The sequence below is a fragment of the Streptomyces sp. NPDC089919 genome (assembly GCF_040684615.1).
Lineage (GTDB): Bacteria > Actinomycetota > Actinomycetes > Streptomycetales > Streptomycetaceae > Streptomyces.
Genome location: NZ_JBFBGK010000095.1, coordinates 17,422 through 33,832, shown reverse-complemented (window position 1 = coordinate 33,832; position 16,411 = coordinate 17,422). Strand labels below are relative to the sequence as shown.

Genomic DNA, 16,411 nt, shown 5'->3' with positions numbered 1-16,411 from the left:
CTCCTCCAGCCCCGCCGGCGATTGAGGCGCGGCTCCCGGGCCCGCGCCCGGCCGCTGCGCGGAGCCAGCCCCACCCCGCCCCTTCCCGAAACCGGTGGGCGGCTGCCCCCGGAGCCCCCATACCGACGCTCCGCGCCGGTGCGCTCAAACGCCGCGCGGCTGGAAGGGGTACAGCGGGGCTCCGCCCCGGACCCCGCGCCTCAAACGCCGGCGAGGCTGGTACGCCCCGCACCGCCGCTGCGCGGCGGTCGCCTCAAGCGCCGGTGGGGCTAGGTGTGCCGGCCCGCGGCGGGGCCGGGTGGGGTGTACGGCACCGGAGCGGGGTCATGCCAGCGCCGCCGTCACGGTTTTGGGCAGGAGACCTGGTCGCCCGTTACCACGCCGAATTCGCCCTGGTAGGGGTCTTCGGCTCGGACGGGGACGACCTTGCGGAAGTCCGTGCCGGCGGTGACGCGGAGGGTGGGGCCCAGGCCGGGGACGGCGCGGAGGGCGGCGCCGTCCAGGGCGGTGGCCAGGGTCTTGGCCGAGCGGTCCCAGCGGGGGTCGTAGACGACCACCGTGCGGGTCACGGTCCGGCTGGCCCCGGCGGTCGGCGCCTGGGTGGTGTTGAAGCCGGTGGCCCGCAGGGCCTTGTCGACCCGGCCGCCGAGCCCGTCGATGCGGGTGCCGTTCTCGACCGCGACCCGGATCTGCTGGGGGGCCACGTCCACCAGCACCGCCTGCTGCCGCGGCTTGGCGCGGACCGGCGCGAGCGGCTTGTCCTCGCGCAGCGCCTCGAAGAGCCGGGCGGCCTTGGGGCCGTCCCACCGCACCACCGAGCCCAGCGGCTTGACCGGGGGCCCGGACGGCAGGATCGGTACCGAGGCGAACTCGGAGGAGGCCGGGGTGAATTCGCGCATGGCCTGGCCGAGCGCCAGCATCTCGGTGGAGCCGAAGCCCGGGTCGGCCCGGACGGAGCCCAGGAGGGTGGCACTGACCTCCTTGAACTTGACCGGGTTCAGCAGCACCCCGCTCCCGGTGGCCTGGGAGATCAGCGCGGCGATGAACCGCTGCTGGCGCTGCATCCGGCCGAGGTCGGCGGCCCCGTCGACATGCCGCGAGCGGACGTACTGGAGGGCCTGGCCGCCGGTCAGCTTGTGGGTGCCGGGCAGCAGGTCGAGGCCCGTGTAGGAGTCGCGCATCGCCTTGGCGGTGCAGATCTCCACCCCGCCCATCGCGTCGACGGTCTTCATGAAGCTGGTGAAGTCGACCTCGAGGTAGTGGTCGATCTTGACCCGGGTCATGTTCTCGACCGTCCGCACGGTCAGGTTGGGCCCGCCCTCCGCGTAGGCGGCGTTCAGCTTCACCGGGTGCGGCCCGTGGTGCTTGCCGGTGAAGCGGTCCACGTGCGCGGGCACCTCGGCGTAGCTGTCCCGGGGCAGGCTGATCACGCTGGCCCGCTCCCGGTCCCCCGAGACGTGCACCAGCATGATCGTGTCGGTGCAGTGGCAGGCCGCGCCGCCCAGCCGGTACTCCCGCTTGTCCTCCTTGGTGATCTTGTCCCGCTCGTCGGTGCCGACGATCAGGAAGTTCACGCCGTGTCCGGCCTGCGGGCGGTTCTTCATGTCCTTGAAGGGGTCGACCCGGCTGATGCCGGTGTCCAGGCCGGTCATCACCGCGTGCCCGATGGCCCCGGAGCCCAGGACCACCACCGAGAGGGTGGTCGCCAGCCGCACCCCCCAGCGGGGACGAGCCGCCTTCCGCCCCCGGCCACCGCCGGGAGGTGCCCCCCGCGGGCCGCGGCCGCGCGGGGGTCCGTGCGGCGGCCGGGGACGGGGGGAGCGCTGCGGCTGGGGCACGGGGGGCACCTCCGTGGACGGCACGGGCAGGCAGGAACGGGGCCGGCGGGAGCATGCGGAACGGGCCCCGGGCGATCCTCAGGACAGTAGGCCCATACGATCAGCGGCCGTCCGCGCCGCTCCTGGGGCACGCGGCCGGTTCCCCCGTACGCGGTAACGTGAGCGCCGATATTGACGCCCCCGGGGCCCTGGCCGGCGGCCGCCCGCCCGGCTCCGCCCCGGCCCCGCCCGAAGGACCTCATGCCCGCGCAGCAGCAGCCCGCAGTCTCGGTGATCATGCCCGTGCTCAACGAGGAGCGCCATCTGCGCGACTCCGTCCGGCACATACTCGGGCAGCGGTACGCGGGCGAGATGGAGGTGGTGATCGCGCTGGGGCCCTCCACGGACCGCACGGACGAGATCGCCGCCGAACTCGTCCGCGAGACCGCCTCGGACGACCGGGCGCGGGTGCGCACCGTCCCGAACCCGACCGGCCGGACCCCCGCCGCGCTGAACGCCGCGATCAGGGCCTCCCGCCACCCGGTCGTGGTGCGCGTCGACGGCCACGGCATGCTCTCGCCGGACTACATATCGACCGCGGTCCGCCTCCTGGAGGAGACCGGGGCGCAGAACGTCGGCGGGATCATGCACGCCGAGGGGGAGAACGCCTGGGAGGAGGCGGTGGCCGCCGCGATGACCTCGAGGATCGGCGTGGGCAACGCGGCCTTCCACACGGGCGGTACGGCCGGCCCGGCGGACACCGTATACCTGGGCGTCTTCCGCCGTGAGGCGCTGGAGCGGCAGGGCGGCTACAAGGAGGAGTTCATCCGGGCGCAGGACTGGGAGCTGAACTTCCGGATCCGTGCGGCCGGCGGGCTGATCTGGTTCTCGCCCGAGCTGACGGTGCGGTACCGGCCGCGGCCCTCGGTCCGGGCGCTGGCCAAGCAGTACAAGGACTACGGGCGCTGGCGCCACGTGGTGGCCCGCTACCACCCGGGCTCGATCAACCTGCGGTACCTGGCGCCGCCGGCCGCGGTCAGCGCGGTCGCGGCCGGGCTGGTGGCGGGCGCGGTGCTGACGCCCTGGGCGTTCGTGGTCCCGGCCGGCTACCTGGCGGCGGTCACGGCCGGTTCGGTGCCGGCGGGCAGGGGCATGTCGGCCGGGGCCCGGGTGCGCATCCCGCTGGCCCTGGCGACCATGCACATGTCCTGGGGCTTCGGCTTCCTGACCAGCCCCAGGTCGCTGGCGCGCAGGGTGATCGCCAGCCGCCGGGCGGCCGTCCGCACGGAGGACGCCGCCGTCTAGGCCGCCGCACGGACATGCGGAGGGCCCGGCGGACGTGTGGTCCGCCGGGCCCTTCCCGTGCCCGCGGCTACCAGGTGAAGCCGGGCTGGATCTCCATGCAGGCGCCCTCGTCGTCGCCGTTGAGAGGGCGGGCCGACTCGGGGGCCTTGGTGGGGGCGGCCGGCGGCGGGGCGGGCTTGTCGCCGGTGCGCCAGTCCTTGCCGACGAAGAGGGTCACCCCGGAGACGTCGGTGGACTTCTGCACGGCGGTGGCCGGCAGGCCCAGCGCGGTGGCCACCGCCAGGGCGTCACCGGCCTGGTCCGGGCTGGCGTACCGGACCAGGGTGGTGTCCTCGCCGGCGGTCTCGTTGTCGGCCTTGGCACGGGTGAAGCCCTTGCCGCCGAGGAGGGTGACCACGTCACCGGCCCGGCCGCGGACCCGCAGCTCGGCCCGGTCCTTGCCGCTGGTGGCGTTGCGGACCATGACGGGGATCTCGGCCGGGGGCGCCGCCGGGTCGGCGGGCGGGGTGGCGGTGGCGGCCGGCTTGGGCTTGGCGGGGGCCTTGCCGTCGAGCGGGACGTCGTCGCGGACCATCTGGAAGAGCTGCTGGGCGTCGTGGGTGCTGGGCTCGACCTTGCCGCTGATCAGGTTGCTCGCCACCCAGGGCATGGTGGTCATGGTGATGCGCCCGGTGGGGACCTTCTTCAGCTCCATGCTGAGGTCGAAGAGCCGGTCGATCCGGTCCAACGAGGGGTCCACGACCATGGCGTTGACGGCCGCCTCGGCCAGGCTGTGGAGCTTGAGCGGGTTGCTGAGCTTGGCGTTCTTGCGGAACTCGCGGGCCATGGAGTTCATGTACATGTGCTGGGCGTGGGTGCGGCCGAGGTCGCTGCCGTCCTCGAAGCCGTAGCGGGTGCGCAGCCACTGGAGGGCCTGGACGCCCTTGATGGTGCTGGTGCCCTGGGGCAGCTTCAGGCCGGAGCCCTTGCCGGTGGAGGTGCGGGAGTAGACGTTCTTGCGGACGCAGACCGGGACGCCGCCGACGGCGTCGGCCATGGAGACCACGCCCGAGAAGTCGATCATCATGAAGTGGTCGATGGGTATCCCGGTGAGCTCCTGCCAGGTGGCCACCGTGCAGCCCGGACCGCCGCGGCCCAGCGACTCGTTGATGGGGCGCACGTGCTGGGTGGCCTCGTAGACCTTGCCGTCGGTGTCGGTGCACTTGGGCAGCTTGAGCAGGGTGTCGCGGGGCATGCTGATCACGGACATGTTGCTGCGGTCCGCGGAGAGGTGCACCAGCATCTGCACGTCGGCGAGCGGGGTGCCGCCGAAGGTGTCCTTGGCGCCGCCCAGTTCCTCGTTCTCCTTGCTGTCGCGCGCGTCGGAGCCGATGAGCAGGATGTTCAGGGGGGTCTGGCCGAAGGCGTTGGGCTTGGAGCCGCCGAGCTTGTGGTCGCCGAGGTTCAACGCATCCGTCTTGATGCTGTCGTTGAGGTGGCGGTAGTACAGGTAGCCGGCGCCGGCGGTGGCGAGGACCGCCACGGACAGGCCGATGGCGAGCACGCGCAGGACGCGCACCCGGCCGCGCCGGACCGGCCGGCCGCCTCCGCGGCGGCCGGCGCGCCGGCCGCGACCGGACCCGTCGCGGGGTCCGGGGACGGAGCCGGGCGCGCCCTGCTCCGTCCCCGGTATGCCACCGGGCGCCTGGGCCTGCGCCCCCTCCCCCCGCACGCTGCTCTGGCTCACGCGTAACCCCCCATTGGTCCTGATGCGTGTCAGGCCGTATTCGTCATGTCGTACCGGCTGTCGGTGCCGTCACTTGTGTCTGACTGCTTTTCGCGGCTGCGCGTTGCCCGCGGCGGCCTACTTGGCGCACGTGGCCTTGTCGGCCTCGACGCGCTGGATGCCCTCCGGTGCCTTCTTCGGTGCGGTGAGCGGGATGCCCGCGCCCTTGAAGTCCGCCCCGAGGGTGAGCTTCATCGGGGTGCGGTCCGGGACGTCGGCGGTGCCCGGCTTGAGCGCCGAGGCGGGCAGGCCCATCAGGTCGGCCAGCTCGCGGGCCTGGTCGGCCTGGTTCGGTGCGTAGACCAGGGACGTCTTCTCCAGCTTCTCGGGCGCGTTGCCGTTGTTGCTGGACCGGGTGACGCCCTGGGAGTTCTGCAGCCATTCGAGGGTGGTCTGGGCGGAGCCGGTGGGGCCGCCGCCGTTGTAGACCTCGACCCGGACCGCCGAGGCGGCCGCGCGGGTGCCCTGGAGCAGGGCGTCCTGCTTGTCCTGGGCCTCCTGCTTCTCCTTCTTGACCTCGGTGAGCGAGGTGTCCGACCGGATCATCGCGAGCAGCGGCTCGGCCTGGGACTGGCGGACCACGACGGTGGCCTTGATGCGCTCGGCCGGGTTGTCGTCCACCGGGAGGGTGGTGAAGGTGATGTTCTTCGGGTTGACGTCCTTGAGCTCCTTGGCCAGCTTGGTCAGCTGGTTGATGCTCCCTATCCCGGTGTCCACGGTGAGCGCCTTGGTGGCCGCCTCGGCGAGGGAGAGGACCTTCTTGGGGCTGGTGAGCGTGTCCTTCGACTTCATCTCGCGGATCATCGAACCCAGGAACGCCTGCTGCGTCTTGATCCGGTCGAGGTCGCTCTCGTTGCCGAAGGCGTGCCGGGTGCGGACGAAGGCCAGGGCCTGTTCGCCGGACAGCCGGTGCTCGCCCTTGGTCAGCTTGAGCTTGGACTTCTTGTCGTCGACGTCCTTGGCCACGCAGACCGGCACGCCGCCGACCGCGGAGCTGAGCGTCTTGACGGCGTTGAAGTCGGCCATCATGAAGTGGTCCACGGGGATGCCGGTGAGCTTCTTGACGGTGCGCATGGTGCAGCCGGGGTCGCGGCCGTCCTGGCCGAGGCTGGTGTTGAAGCGGACGCCCGGGGTGCCGGGGATCGTCTTGAGCGATCCGTCGGGCTGCTTGGTGGGGCAGTCCGGGACGTCGGTGATCAGGTCGCGGGGGATGGACAGCACGGTCGCGTTGGACCGGTCCTTGGCGACGTGGAAGAGCAGCGTGGTGTCGGCGTGGCCGACGCTGTTCGCGTCTCCGTAGCCCTCGTTGCCCGAGCCGGTGCGCTTGTCCGTGCCGATGATCAGGATGTTGATGGCCTGGTCGGTCTGGAAGCCGCTGGCACCGGCGTCGCCGACGTCGAGCTTGCTGATGTTGCTGTTCAGGTGCTGGTAGTAGAGGTACCCGCCGACCGAGGCGGCGACCAGCACGAAGGCCATGGAGCCGCCGGTGATCAGCAGCACCTTCTTCCTGCGGTCACCGCCACCGCCGCCGCGCTTGCGGCCGGAGCGCCGGCCGCCGGGGGGCGGGTTCCCGCCGCCGCGGCGCTGGCCGGGCAGCCCGGGCGCGGTGCGGACGGGCGGGCCGGCGGGCGCCGCCGCCTTGCCCGCTCCGGCGGCCGGGGCCGCGGCGGGGGCGGGGGCTCTGTGCGCCGACGCGGAGGGGGCTCTGCGGGGGCGGGCGACCGACGGCTGCCCTGCGGAGCTGTCCAGTCGCAGTTCGTAGTTGCCAGTGCGGGGGTTGAGCACCCACTGGTCTGCGGGGTCGATGTCGTCCGCCCGCCCACGGCCTTGCGCATCCACGGTTGTCTGAATCCTCCGTCGGTGCCACACGAGGCGCCTCCCCCCAGGCGCTCGGTCGTCGATCCGGCAGTACACGGCCCGCCTTCTGCGAGCTGGGCACCGGATCGCTCACCTTATCCGCAGGGTTCGGCCGCAAACCATGCTGGTGACAAATTCCACTCCCCTTATAACGGGGCAATACACCCATCCCACTCGGCGTTCACGCACCCTTGGCGATTGCTTTACCGGCAGGTTGCGTTATCCGCGGTGGTCCCCGTGAACGTCGGTACGGGGGTGGGGGTTCCGGCCACCGTGGCGGAAGGGCTTCGGCCGGCGTTCGGTTCGCCGCCCCGGTCCGCACCGGTTTGGGGGCCTTCGCCGGATCGGCCCGCGGTCGCCTGTTCGGTGCTCGGCGAGGGCTTGGGGGCGGTCAGGGGCACCGCCTTGTCCAGCCGCAGTTGCCGGAAGAGCTGGGAGGCATCCGGTTCGAGCAGCTCGTCCCGGTTCGGGTTGGCCGCGTACGGCTGCCGGGGGACGGTCAGGAACTGCGTGCGGTCGGTGGGGATCTCCCTCATGCCGCGGACGAGTTCGTACAGGTCGCGCAGCGAGGCCAGGCCCGGGTCGGTGGTGAGCGAGGAGGTGGCCGCGTCCAGCAGCGGGTACAGCTTCGCCGGGTTGAGCAGCACGCCGTTGCTCTGCACCTTGGTGACCAGGGCGGCCAGGAACTGCTGCTGGCGGCCCATCCGGTCGGTGTCGCTGCCGTTGCCCAGGCTGTAGCGGGCCCGGACGAAGCCCAGCGCCTGCTCGCCGTGCAGGGTCTGGCGGCCGGCCGGGAGCTTCAGCTTCGCCTCGGCGTCGTCCACCGGCTGCTTGAGGCAGACCTCCACGCCCCCGATGGCGTCCACCATCTTCTTGAAGCCGCGGAAGTCGACGACCATGTGGTGGTCGATCCGGATGCCGGTCATGTTCTCGACCGTGCGGATCGTGCAGGCCGCGCCGCCGAACTCGAAGGCCCAGTTGAACTGCGCGAACTGCTCGCGGGTCCGGGTGCCGTCGGGGGTGCGGCAGCTCGGTATCGCCGCCATCAGGTCCCGGGGGATGGAGACCGCGGTGGCGCTGCGGCCGTCGGCCGCCAGGTGGAGCAGGATCGTGGTGTCCGAGCGCTGGGTGCCCCGGTCCCGGCCGTATTTGGCGTTGTCCGCGCCGGCCCGGGTGTCGGAGCCGATCAGCAGGATGTTCTGGGCGCCGCGGACCACCAGGGCCGGGCGCTCCTTCTCGTACCGCTCCAGCTCGCCCGCCGCGGTGGTGTCCGCCGTGATGTTGGCGTCGAGCTTGCGGTACAGCCACCAGGCCGCACCCGCGCCCGCCAGGACGAACAGCGCCATGGCCAGTCCGACCCAGCGCAGGATCCGGCGGCGCCGCCGCGGGGGCCCGGTACCGCCCCCGGACGGCTCGTCCACGCCCGGTATGCCCGCACCATCGTTCATGTGTGCGCCCATCCTCACGGCGATCGGCTGCGGCCGCCGGGACGGACCCGGTATCGCCCCTTATGGAGCAATTGATCCGCTGTGCGGCCTTCCGCCGATCATCCACCGGGGTGACCCGGGCGGCCCTGGCGCGGGGCCCCGGATTCCGCCATGTGGGTGACAAATCCAGGGTCCCGCACATTGCGCAGTGTGGGTGACGGCACGGGTGTACGGGCCGTACCCCGGCGCCGGGCCCGGTGCGGGCGGGGGCGGCCCGCACCGGGCGGGCGCGGTCAGACGGTGTGCGTGACCCGCTCGCTCTCGGTCCGCTGGGCCAGCCCCTCTGCGGAGAGCCGGTCGAGGTGGCGGCACAGCACCACGGAGCCGCCCGCGGCCAGCGGCGCGTACAGCCCCGCCGACAGCCCCTCCCAGGAGTCGAAGCCGAGCCCGGTCAGCACCCGGGCGCCGGGCTCCAGCCCCTGCTTCGCCGCGTCCTCGCGGGCCCGGCCGACCAGCTCCTCGTACGAGAGCCCGGTCCCGGCCACGCTCAGGCCGGGCCCGGCCGGGTCCACCGGGGCGAAGGGCGCGAAGCGGTCGCCCTGGCCGGGCACCTCCACCGCGTAGTCCGCGAAGCCGGCCGGCGGCTGCGGGAAACGGCCGCCCAGCGGGCGCAGCGCCAGCGCCACCCGCTCGCCGGAGCAGGCCCGCGCCTCCTCGAGGGTGTCCGGGCCGGTCACCACCAGGTCGGCGTCGGCCGGGTCGCCGCCGATCTCGACGGCCACCCCGACCTCGGCGCAGGCCAGCAGCCAGACCGCGGTCTGCCAGTGCGCGGGCAGCAGCAGGGCGAGCCGGTCGCCCGGTTCGGCGCCCAGGTCGCCCTGGAGGAGGTTGGCGGTCTTGGCCACCCAATTGGCGAAGGTGGCGACGGACAATTCCACGCGCTCGCCCGTGGCGTCGTCGTAGAAGGTCACCAGAGGACGGCCGGGATCGGCGGCGAGCGCGGATCGCAGCAGGTCGGCAGGGGTGCGGTCGTTGGCGTTCACGCGGGCAAGGGTACGCGGGGCGCCCCGGGGCCCTGGTCCGTACGGCGGCAGGCCGCTCCCCCGTGCGGGGGACGGGGGCCCGCGCCGGATCCGATGGTCCGTCAGCTCCCAACTGGCGGACCGTCAGGAGTGTGCTCAGCATCGGTTTCATGCGTGGATTCCTTGCTTCCTCGATCGGTGTCGCGACGGCGGCCGCACTGGCCCTCCCGCTCGCGCTTCCCCATCACGCCCTGGCCGCCACGGCCGCCCCGGCCGCCCCGGCGGCGGCCGGGGCCGTCGTGCCCGGGTCGACCCAGTCGCTCCCGCTGGTCCCCCTGTCCCCCCTCATCCCCGCGTCGGCGCGGGCAGGCCGGACGCCCGGCATGTCGGCGCGGTTGCCGGGGCTGCCCACGGCACCGGCGGCCGAGGTCCGGGGCCTGGGCGCACGGGACGTGCGCACCTTCTCGCTGGTCGGCGTCGTCTGGGACGACGCCCGCACCGAACTGCACGGCCGGGTCCAGGTCCGTACCCGGTCCGCGGCCACCGCCACCTGGTCCGACTGGCAGGACGTCGAGACCCACAACCGCGAGCACGCGGCCGACCCCGGCACCGCCGAGGGCGCCTCGGGCAAGGTCCGGGGCAGCACCGCGCCCCTCTGGGTCGGCGAGTCCGACGGCATCGAGGTACGCGTCCAGGCCGAACCCGGCGCGCCGGAGGGCCCGGCCGCCGGGGCGGAGGGCGCCACGGACCGGGCCGGGGTGCCCGCCGAGGACGCCGGCACCATCCAGCCGCTCCCCTCCGGGATGCGGATCGAGCTGGTGGACCCGGGCCGGACGCCGACGTACGTCCCGGCCGAGTCGGCCGCCGCACCGGGCACCGCGCCCATCGCCCCGGCGGGCCCCGCCGCACCGGCCGCCCACGACGGCAAGAACACCGGCCGGCCCGGGGCCGGGATCCCGGTCCCCGACGACGGCTCCGGCACGGCGGATGACGAGGACGACAAGGGCGAGCTGCCGGCCGCCCCGGGCATGAGCCAGGCGGCCACCGAGACCTCGGCCGCCAACCTGGGCCTGGCCCCGCTCGGCGCCACCGAGATCAAGGCCCTCAACAAGGCCGACACCACGGCCGACGCGGTCATCAACCACGACGGCACGGTCAGCCTGGCGGCCCGCCCGTACATCGGCCCCCGGCCCCGGATCGTCACCCGCAAGGGCTGGGGCGCCGACGAGTCGCTGCGCGAGCGCGGCTTCGTCTACACGAACACGGTCAAGGCGGCCTTCATCCACCACAGCGCCTCGGGCAACAACTACCGCTGCTCGGACGCCCCGGCGGTGCTGCGCAGCCTGTACCGGTACCACGTGGTCAGCAGCGGCTGGCGGGACTTCGGCTACAACTTCGCCGTCGACAAGTGCGGCACGGTCTACGAGGGCCGGGCCGGCGGGGTCGCCAAGCCGGTGCTGGGTGCCCACACCATGGGCTTCAACACCAACAGCATGGGCATCGCGGTGCTGGGGACCTTCACCGACAGCGCGCCGCCGGCCGCCGCGCTGAAGGCGATCGCCAGCCTGACGGCCTGGAAGCTGGGCCTGTACGGGGCGAACCCGCTGGGCAAGACCACCCTCACCTCGGGCGGCGGGAACCTCTACAAGAAGGGCCGGCTGGTCAAGATGAACGTCATCTCGGGCCACCGGGACGGCTTCGCGACCGAGTGCCCGGGCCGCAAGCTGTACGGCAAGCTCCCCACCGCCCGCCAGACATCGGCGCGATTCCAGGGCAGGTGACCGAGCGCTCCGCCTACACTGGCCGCCACCTCGGAAATTCCCAGGTCAGGCCAGTAGGAAGCAGAACGTACGGTGACTGAGGCGATCCTCCTGGTCGGCGGCAGAGGGACGCGGCTGCGCCCGCTGACGGTGAACACCCCGAAGCCGATGGTGCCGGCGGCGGGCGTGCCGTTCCTCACCCACCAGTTGGCCCGGGCGCGGGCGGCGGGCGTGGAGCACGTCGTCCTCGCCACCTCCTACCTGGCGGAGGTGTTCGAGCCGTACTTCGGCGACGGCTCGGCGCTGGGCCTGCACCTGGAGTACGTCACCGAGCGGGAGCCGCTGGGCACCGGCGGTGCGATCCGCAACGTCGCCGGGCACCTGCGCTCGGGCCCGGACGACCCGGTGCTGATCTTCAACGGCGACATCCTGACCGGGCTGGACATCCCGGCGCTGCTGGCCACGCACCGGGACTCGGGGGCGGACGTCTCGCTGCACCTGTCGCGGGTCGAGGACCCGCGGGCCTTCGGGCTGGTGCCCACCGACCCCGACGGCCGGGTGCTGGCCTTCCTGGAGAAGCCGCAGACGCCGGAGGAGATCGTCACCGACCAGATCAACGCGGGCGCCTACGTCTTCCGGCGCTCGGTGATCGACACCATCCCGGCGGGCCGGCCGGTCTCCGTCGAGCGGGAGACCTTCCCGGACCTGCTGGCCGCCGGGGCGCACCTCCAGGGCATGGTCGACTCCACGTACTGGCTGGACCTGGGCACCCCCCAGGCCTTCGTGCGCGGCTCGGCCGACCTGGTGCTGGGCCGGGCCCCCTCCCCCGCGGTGCCGGGGCGGCTCGGCGAGTCGCTGGTCCTGCCGGGCGCCTCGGTGGCGCCGGACGCCAAGCTCTCCGGCGGCACGGTCGTCTGCGCGGGCGCGGTGGTCGGCGCGGGCGCGCACCTGCACGGCTCCGCGGTCCTGGCGGACGCCCGGATCGGGCCGGGGGCCCAGGTCACCGACTCGTACGTGGGCCCGGGCGCGCGGGTCGGGGCCCGCACGGTCCTGTCGGGCACGGTCGTCGGGGACGGGGCGGACATCGGCCCGGACAACGAGCTGCACCCGGGTGCCCGGGTCTGGTGCGGGGCGGTGCTGCCGGCGGGCGCGGTCCGCTTCTCCTCGGACCAGTAGTCGGCGGCCGGCGGCCGCCGGTCCGTACGCGAAGACCCGCCCGGGCCTGCCACCGGTGGTGGCGGGCCCGGGCGGGTCCGTTGCGACGCGGGGATCGGGCGCGCGATGGGGCGCCTGATCAGATGATCGTGACCAGAGGGTCGCGATCAGATGGTGGTGACGACCTCGTCGTAGGCCAGGCGCGGGGAGCGCGGGTAGTACGCGTTCTCGCCGGGCTGACCGATGTTGACGACCATGAACGGGGTGTGGTCGTCGTCCAGGAACTCCTTCTGGATGCCGGCGTGGTCCATGCCGTTCATCGGACCGGCGGCCAGGCCCAGGGCGCGGATGCCGACGATGAAGTACGCGGACTGCATCGCGGCGTTCAGCAGCGCGGAGCGCTCGCGGACCGGGCGCTCGCCGAAGAAGAGGTCCGCCGCCTGCGGGAAGGCCGGGAACAGGCGGGGCAGTTCCTCGTGGAACTCGTTGTCCGCGGAGAGGATCGCGACCAGCGGGGCGGCGCCGGTCTTGGCGCGGTTGCCCTCGGCCAGCAGCGGCAGCAGGCGGGCGCGGGCCTCGTCCGAGCGGACCAGGGTGATGCGCAGCGGCGACTGGTTGAAGGCGGTGGGGCCGAACTTCACCAGGTCGTAGATGGCCTGGAGCTGCTCGTCGGTCACCGGCTCGTCGGTGAAGGCGCCGGCCGTGTGGGCCTCGCGGAAGATCTGGTCGAGAGCCTGGGAGTCGAGCGCGACAGACATGGTGGGGCCTTTCCGAGCCGGCGGGGTGTGCGGTGCGGTGCGGACACCGCCTGGTGCGGCGGGGGCCGCTTCCGTTGATATTTATACATCAACATTCCGCGTGCGGACAATCCTGGTAACGACAGTCGGCCTGGGTATCATTCCCGTATGCCCTCCCCCCTGCCGAGCGGCCCCGGAACCGGACCCGCACCGGAAGCGCCGGAAGAACCGCTGGACGCCACCTGCGCCGCCGCCTGGCGGCTCAGCATCCGCGCCCACGCCCTGCTGCTCCGCGCGCTCGACGCCGAGCTGCGGGCGGCCCACGGCATGCCGCTGCTCACGTACGACGCCCTGGTCCAGCTCTCCGAGGCGCCCGGCCGCCGCATGTACATGAAGGAGCTGGCGGCCGCGCTGGTCTACAGCACCAGCGGCATCACGCGCATCGTGGACGGGCTGGAGCGCTCCGGGTACGCCCGCCGCGAGCCGGACCCCTGCAACCGGCGGGCGACCCTGGTGGCGCTCACCGAGGAGGGCCTGGCCGCGCTGGAGGCCGCCTGGCCCACGCACGTGCGCGGGGTGCGGCGGCACTTCGCCCGGCACGTCGGCGCCGGCCAGGCCGACACCCTGGCCGAGGTCTTCGGCGCGGTCGTCGACGACCAGGAGGGCCGGCCCTGCCCGGAGGCGGAGACGGGCTGCGGCTGACGCCGGCCCTCCCGGAGTCGGGACTAGCTTCGGGTGATCAGCATCTGGGCGGCGCCGCCCGGGGTGCCCGCGAGGGCGACCTGCCGGGCGCCCGCGCCGGTGGCCCGCCAGCCCTGCCACTGGCCGTTCGCGTAGCGGATGTCGTGGTACGCCTTGCCGTCGTTGCCCACCGCGAGCAGCTGCGCGTCGCCGTTGGGCATGCCGGTGACGGCGACGGCGGAGGCCGCGAAGGAGGACGCGCCGCCGAAGCCGTCCAGCGCGCCCCAGCCCTGCCAGGAGCCGTCCGCGAAGCGGATGGTGTGCTGCACCCTGCCGTCGGCGCCGACCGCCACCACCTGGGCGTCGCCGTTCGGCAGCGCCGCGATGGCGATTTCCTTGGCCTGGAAGGTGGCGGCCTGACCGGTCCCGGCGACCGCGTGCCAGCTCTGCCAGGTGCCGTCGGGGCGGCGGACGGAGTGATAGAGGTTGCCGTCGTTGCCGACGATCAGGACCTGGAGGCTGCCGTCCGGCAGCCCGGCCGCCGCGACCTTCTGGGCCTGCCAGGTGCCGACCTGCGTCCAGCCGGTCCACACCCCGGTCACCAGGCGGGTGTTGTGCTGGATCCGGCCGTCGGTGCCGAGGGCCACGACCTGGGCGTCGCCGTTGGACATGCCGGCGATGGCCTGCCCCTTGGCGGCGAAGTGCGGGGCGCCGGCCGCGCCCGCGAGCGGCACCCAGGCCGTCCAGGAGCCGTCCGGGTAGCGGGCCGTGGTGTAGAGGTCGCCGTCGTTGCCGATGGCCAGCGACTGGGTCGAACCGTCGGGGGTGGCGGCGAGGGACTGCTGCCGGGCGTTGAAGAAGGGCGCGCCACCGAAGCCGTTCAGCGGCTGGAAGGAGGTCCAGGTGCCGTCGGCGGCGCGGATCGCGTGGAAGAGGTCCCCGGCCGTGCTGACCGGCACCGAGGGGGTCTCGGAGAGGCCGGCGGGGCCGACGAAGGCCAGCGCCCGGCCGGCGCCGACCGGGCTGGAACTGGTCCGCCAGTTGAAGGACTCGCGGAAGCGGACGCCGTTGCTCTCGTTGCCGCCGACGGTCTCGATGTAGTCGCCGGAGACCGAGACGACGATGTTGGCGTGGTCGGCCTCGCGGTCGCCCAGCGTGCCGTCCTTGTCGTACAGGACGGCGTCGCCGACCTGGGGCGTGCCGTGCACGGTGCCCTTGTTCCGGCCGTAGTCGTACAGGCTGATGGCCGCCGGGGTGATGCCCGAGACGTCGGCCCCGGCCCGGTTCCAGACCCAGCGGATGAACTCGGCGCACCAGGCGCCCGGGTTCTGGCAGGCGTAGTCGCCGCAGCTGCCGCCGACCTGGGCGCGGGCGATGGCCGCGACCGAGGGGGCGTCGGCCCGGGCGGGGGCGACGGCCAGCGAGGCCAGCAGCGGTCCGGCGGCGAGAGCGGCGAGCACGGCGGTCCGCAGCCGGGTGGCGGTTCTCCCGCGGGTGCCGGTGCGTATGCCGGCGGCGCGGCGAGCGGTCATGTGGTTCCCCCCGAAAGGCAGTTGGACGAAAAAGATCATCCTGCCCGGCCGGGGAGCCCCCGCAAAGGCCCGTCCACCGCCGGCATCCCGCCCCGGGCACACAGGAACGACCCCCGGCGCGGCGCGCCGGGGGTCGTCGGTGTCGTGGGACCGCGGGCCGGTTACGGCAGGTTGCGGGCCATCACGATGCGCTGGACCTGGTTCGTGCCTTCATAAATCTGCGTGATCTTGGCGTCGCGCATCATGCGCTCGACCGGGTAGTCGCGGGTGTAGCCGTAGCCGCCGAGGAGCTGGACGGCGTCGACGGTGACCTCCATGGCCACGTCGGAGGCGTAGCACTTGGCGGCCGCACCGAAGAAGGTGAGGTCGGAGTCGACGCGCTCGGACTTGGCCGCGGCGGCGTAGGTCAGCTGGCGGGCGGCCTCGATCTTCATGGCCATGTCCGCGAGCATGAACTGCACGCCCTGGAAGTCGGCGATCGGCTTGCCGAACTGCTTGCGCTCCTGGACGTAGCCCTTGGCGTAGTCGAGGGCGCCCTGCGCGATGCCGAGCGCCTGGGCCGCGATGGTGATGCGGGTGTGGTCCAGGGTCTTCATGGCGGTCGCGAAGCCGGTGCCCTCGGCGCCGATCATGCGGTCGGCCGGGATGCGGACGTTGTCGAGGTAGACCTCGCGGGTCGGGGAGCCCTTGATGCCGAGCTTCTTCTCCGGGGCGCCGAAGGAGACGCCCTCGTCGCCCTTCTCGACGACGAAGGCCGAGATGCCCTTGGAGCGCTTCTCCGGGTCGGTCACGGCCATGACCGTGTAGTACTCGGAGACGCCGGCGTTGGTGATCCAGCGCTTGACGCCGTTGAGCACCCAGAAGTCGCCGTCACGGACCGCGCGGGTCTTCATGCCGGCCGCGTCGGAGCCGGCGTCCGGCTCGGAGAGGCAGTACGAGAACATCCCGTCGCCCTTGGCGAGCGGGCCCAGGTACTTCTTCTTCAGCTCCTCGGAGCCGGAGAGGATCACCGGGAGGGAGCCGAGCTTGTTGACGGCCGGGATCAGCGAGGAGGAGGCGCAGACGCGGGAGACCTCTTCGATGACGATCACGGTGGCCAGGGCGTCCGCCCCGGCGCCGCCGTACGCCTCGGGGACGTGGACGGCGTGCAGGTCGTTGGCGACCAGGGCGTCCAGGGCCTCCTGCGGGAAGCGGGCCTCCTCGTCCACGGCGGCGGCGAAGGGCGCGATCTTGGCCTCGCAGAGCGCGCGGACGGACTCGCGGAGCATGTCGTGCTCTTCGGCCGGGCGGTACAGGTCGAAGTCGGAACCCGCCAAGGTCTCTCACTCCCCAGATGACGTTAACTACTGTTAA

General features: G+C 73.2%; 12 protein-coding genes. 4 read left to right on the top strand and 8 right to left on the bottom strand.

Annotated features, from left to right (window positions below):
• Positions 1-341: 341 nt before the first annotated feature.
• Positions 342-1,715, bottom strand: a complete 1,374-nt coding sequence (locus AB0O40_RS29465) for an LCP family protein (RefSeq protein WP_365048046.1) — start codon at positions 1,713-1,715, stop codon at positions 342-344.
• A gap of 363 nt (positions 1,716-2,078) precedes the next feature.
• Here AB0O40_RS29465 and AB0O40_RS29460 point away from each other — a divergent pair, with 363 nt between their 5' ends.
• On the top strand, positions 2,079-3,122 hold the full coding sequence (locus AB0O40_RS29460) for a glycosyltransferase family 2 protein (RefSeq protein WP_365048044.1): 1,044 nt from the start codon (positions 2,079-2,081) through the stop codon (positions 3,120-3,122).
• Between the two features lie 67 nt (positions 3,123-3,189).
• Here the strand turns inward: AB0O40_RS29460 and AB0O40_RS29455 are convergent, their stop codons facing one another.
• The 4 genes from AB0O40_RS29455 to AB0O40_RS29440 all read right to left on the bottom strand — a co-directional run bounded on the left by AB0O40_RS29455 (position 3,190) and on the right by AB0O40_RS29440 (position 9,214).
• Positions 3,190-4,848, bottom strand: coding sequence for an LCP family protein (locus AB0O40_RS29455; RefSeq protein ID WP_365048042.1), 1,659 nt, complete (start codon positions 4,846-4,848; stop codon positions 3,190-3,192).
• A gap of 117 nt (positions 4,849-4,965) precedes the next feature.
• Positions 4,966-6,726, bottom strand: coding sequence for an LCP family protein (locus tag AB0O40_RS29450; protein ID WP_365048040.1), 1,761 nt, complete (start codon positions 6,724-6,726; stop codon positions 4,966-4,968).
• Positions 6,727-6,947: 221 nt separating this feature from the next.
• A complete protein-coding gene (locus AB0O40_RS29445; protein WP_365048038.1) occupies positions 6,948-8,192 on the bottom strand; it encodes an LCP family protein in 1,245 nt (414 codons plus the stop codon).
• A 272-nt stretch (positions 8,193-8,464) separates the two neighbouring features.
• Complete coding sequence (locus AB0O40_RS29440; RefSeq protein WP_365048036.1) at positions 8,465-9,214, bottom strand: TIGR03089 family protein; 750 nt, start codon at positions 9,212-9,214, stop codon at positions 8,465-8,467.
• Positions 9,215-9,363: 149 nt separating this feature from the next.
• On the opposite strand from AB0O40_RS29440, the gene AB0O40_RS29435 reads away from it, so the two are divergent.
• Positions 9,364-10,974 (top strand): N-acetylmuramoyl-L-alanine amidase, encoded by a 1,611-nt coding sequence (locus AB0O40_RS29435; RefSeq protein WP_365048034.1) that lies wholly within the window; start codon positions 9,364-9,366, stop codon positions 10,972-10,974.
• Between the two features lie 72 nt (positions 10,975-11,046).
• Positions 11,047-12,129, top strand: coding sequence for an NDP-sugar synthase (locus AB0O40_RS29430; RefSeq protein ID WP_365048032.1), 1,083 nt, complete (start codon positions 11,047-11,049; stop codon positions 12,127-12,129).
• Between the two features lie 146 nt (positions 12,130-12,275).
• On the opposite strand, the gene AB0O40_RS29425 is transcribed toward AB0O40_RS29430, so the two are convergent.
• Positions 12,276-12,866 (bottom strand): malonic semialdehyde reductase, encoded by a 591-nt coding sequence (locus AB0O40_RS29425; RefSeq protein ID WP_365048030.1) that lies wholly within the window; start codon positions 12,864-12,866, stop codon positions 12,276-12,278.
• A 147-nt stretch (positions 12,867-13,013) separates the two neighbouring features.
• Here AB0O40_RS29425 and AB0O40_RS29420 point away from each other — a divergent pair, with 147 nt between their 5' ends.
• Entirely contained in the window at positions 13,014-13,547 is a 534-nt protein-coding gene (locus AB0O40_RS29420) for a MarR family winged helix-turn-helix transcriptional regulator (protein WP_365048028.1), read from the top strand.
• Between the two features lie 23 nt (positions 13,548-13,570).
• Here the strand turns inward: AB0O40_RS29420 and AB0O40_RS29415 are convergent, their stop codons facing one another.
• Together AB0O40_RS29415 and AB0O40_RS29410 are read right to left on the bottom strand one after the other, a co-directional pair.
• Positions 13,571-15,058 carry a CHAP domain-containing protein gene (locus AB0O40_RS29415; protein ID WP_365048026.1) on the bottom strand — a complete coding sequence of 496 codons (1,488 nt, stop codon included), beginning with the start codon at positions 15,056-15,058 and terminating at the stop codon, positions 13,571-13,573.
• Positions 15,059-15,219: 161 nt separating this feature from the next.
• The gene (locus AB0O40_RS29410; protein ID WP_365048024.1) at positions 15,220-16,374 is read right to left on the bottom strand and encodes an acyl-CoA dehydrogenase family protein; all 1,155 of its coding nucleotides are present in this window, start codon (positions 16,372-16,374) and stop codon (positions 15,220-15,222) included.
• Positions 16,375-16,411: the final 37 nt, after the last annotated feature.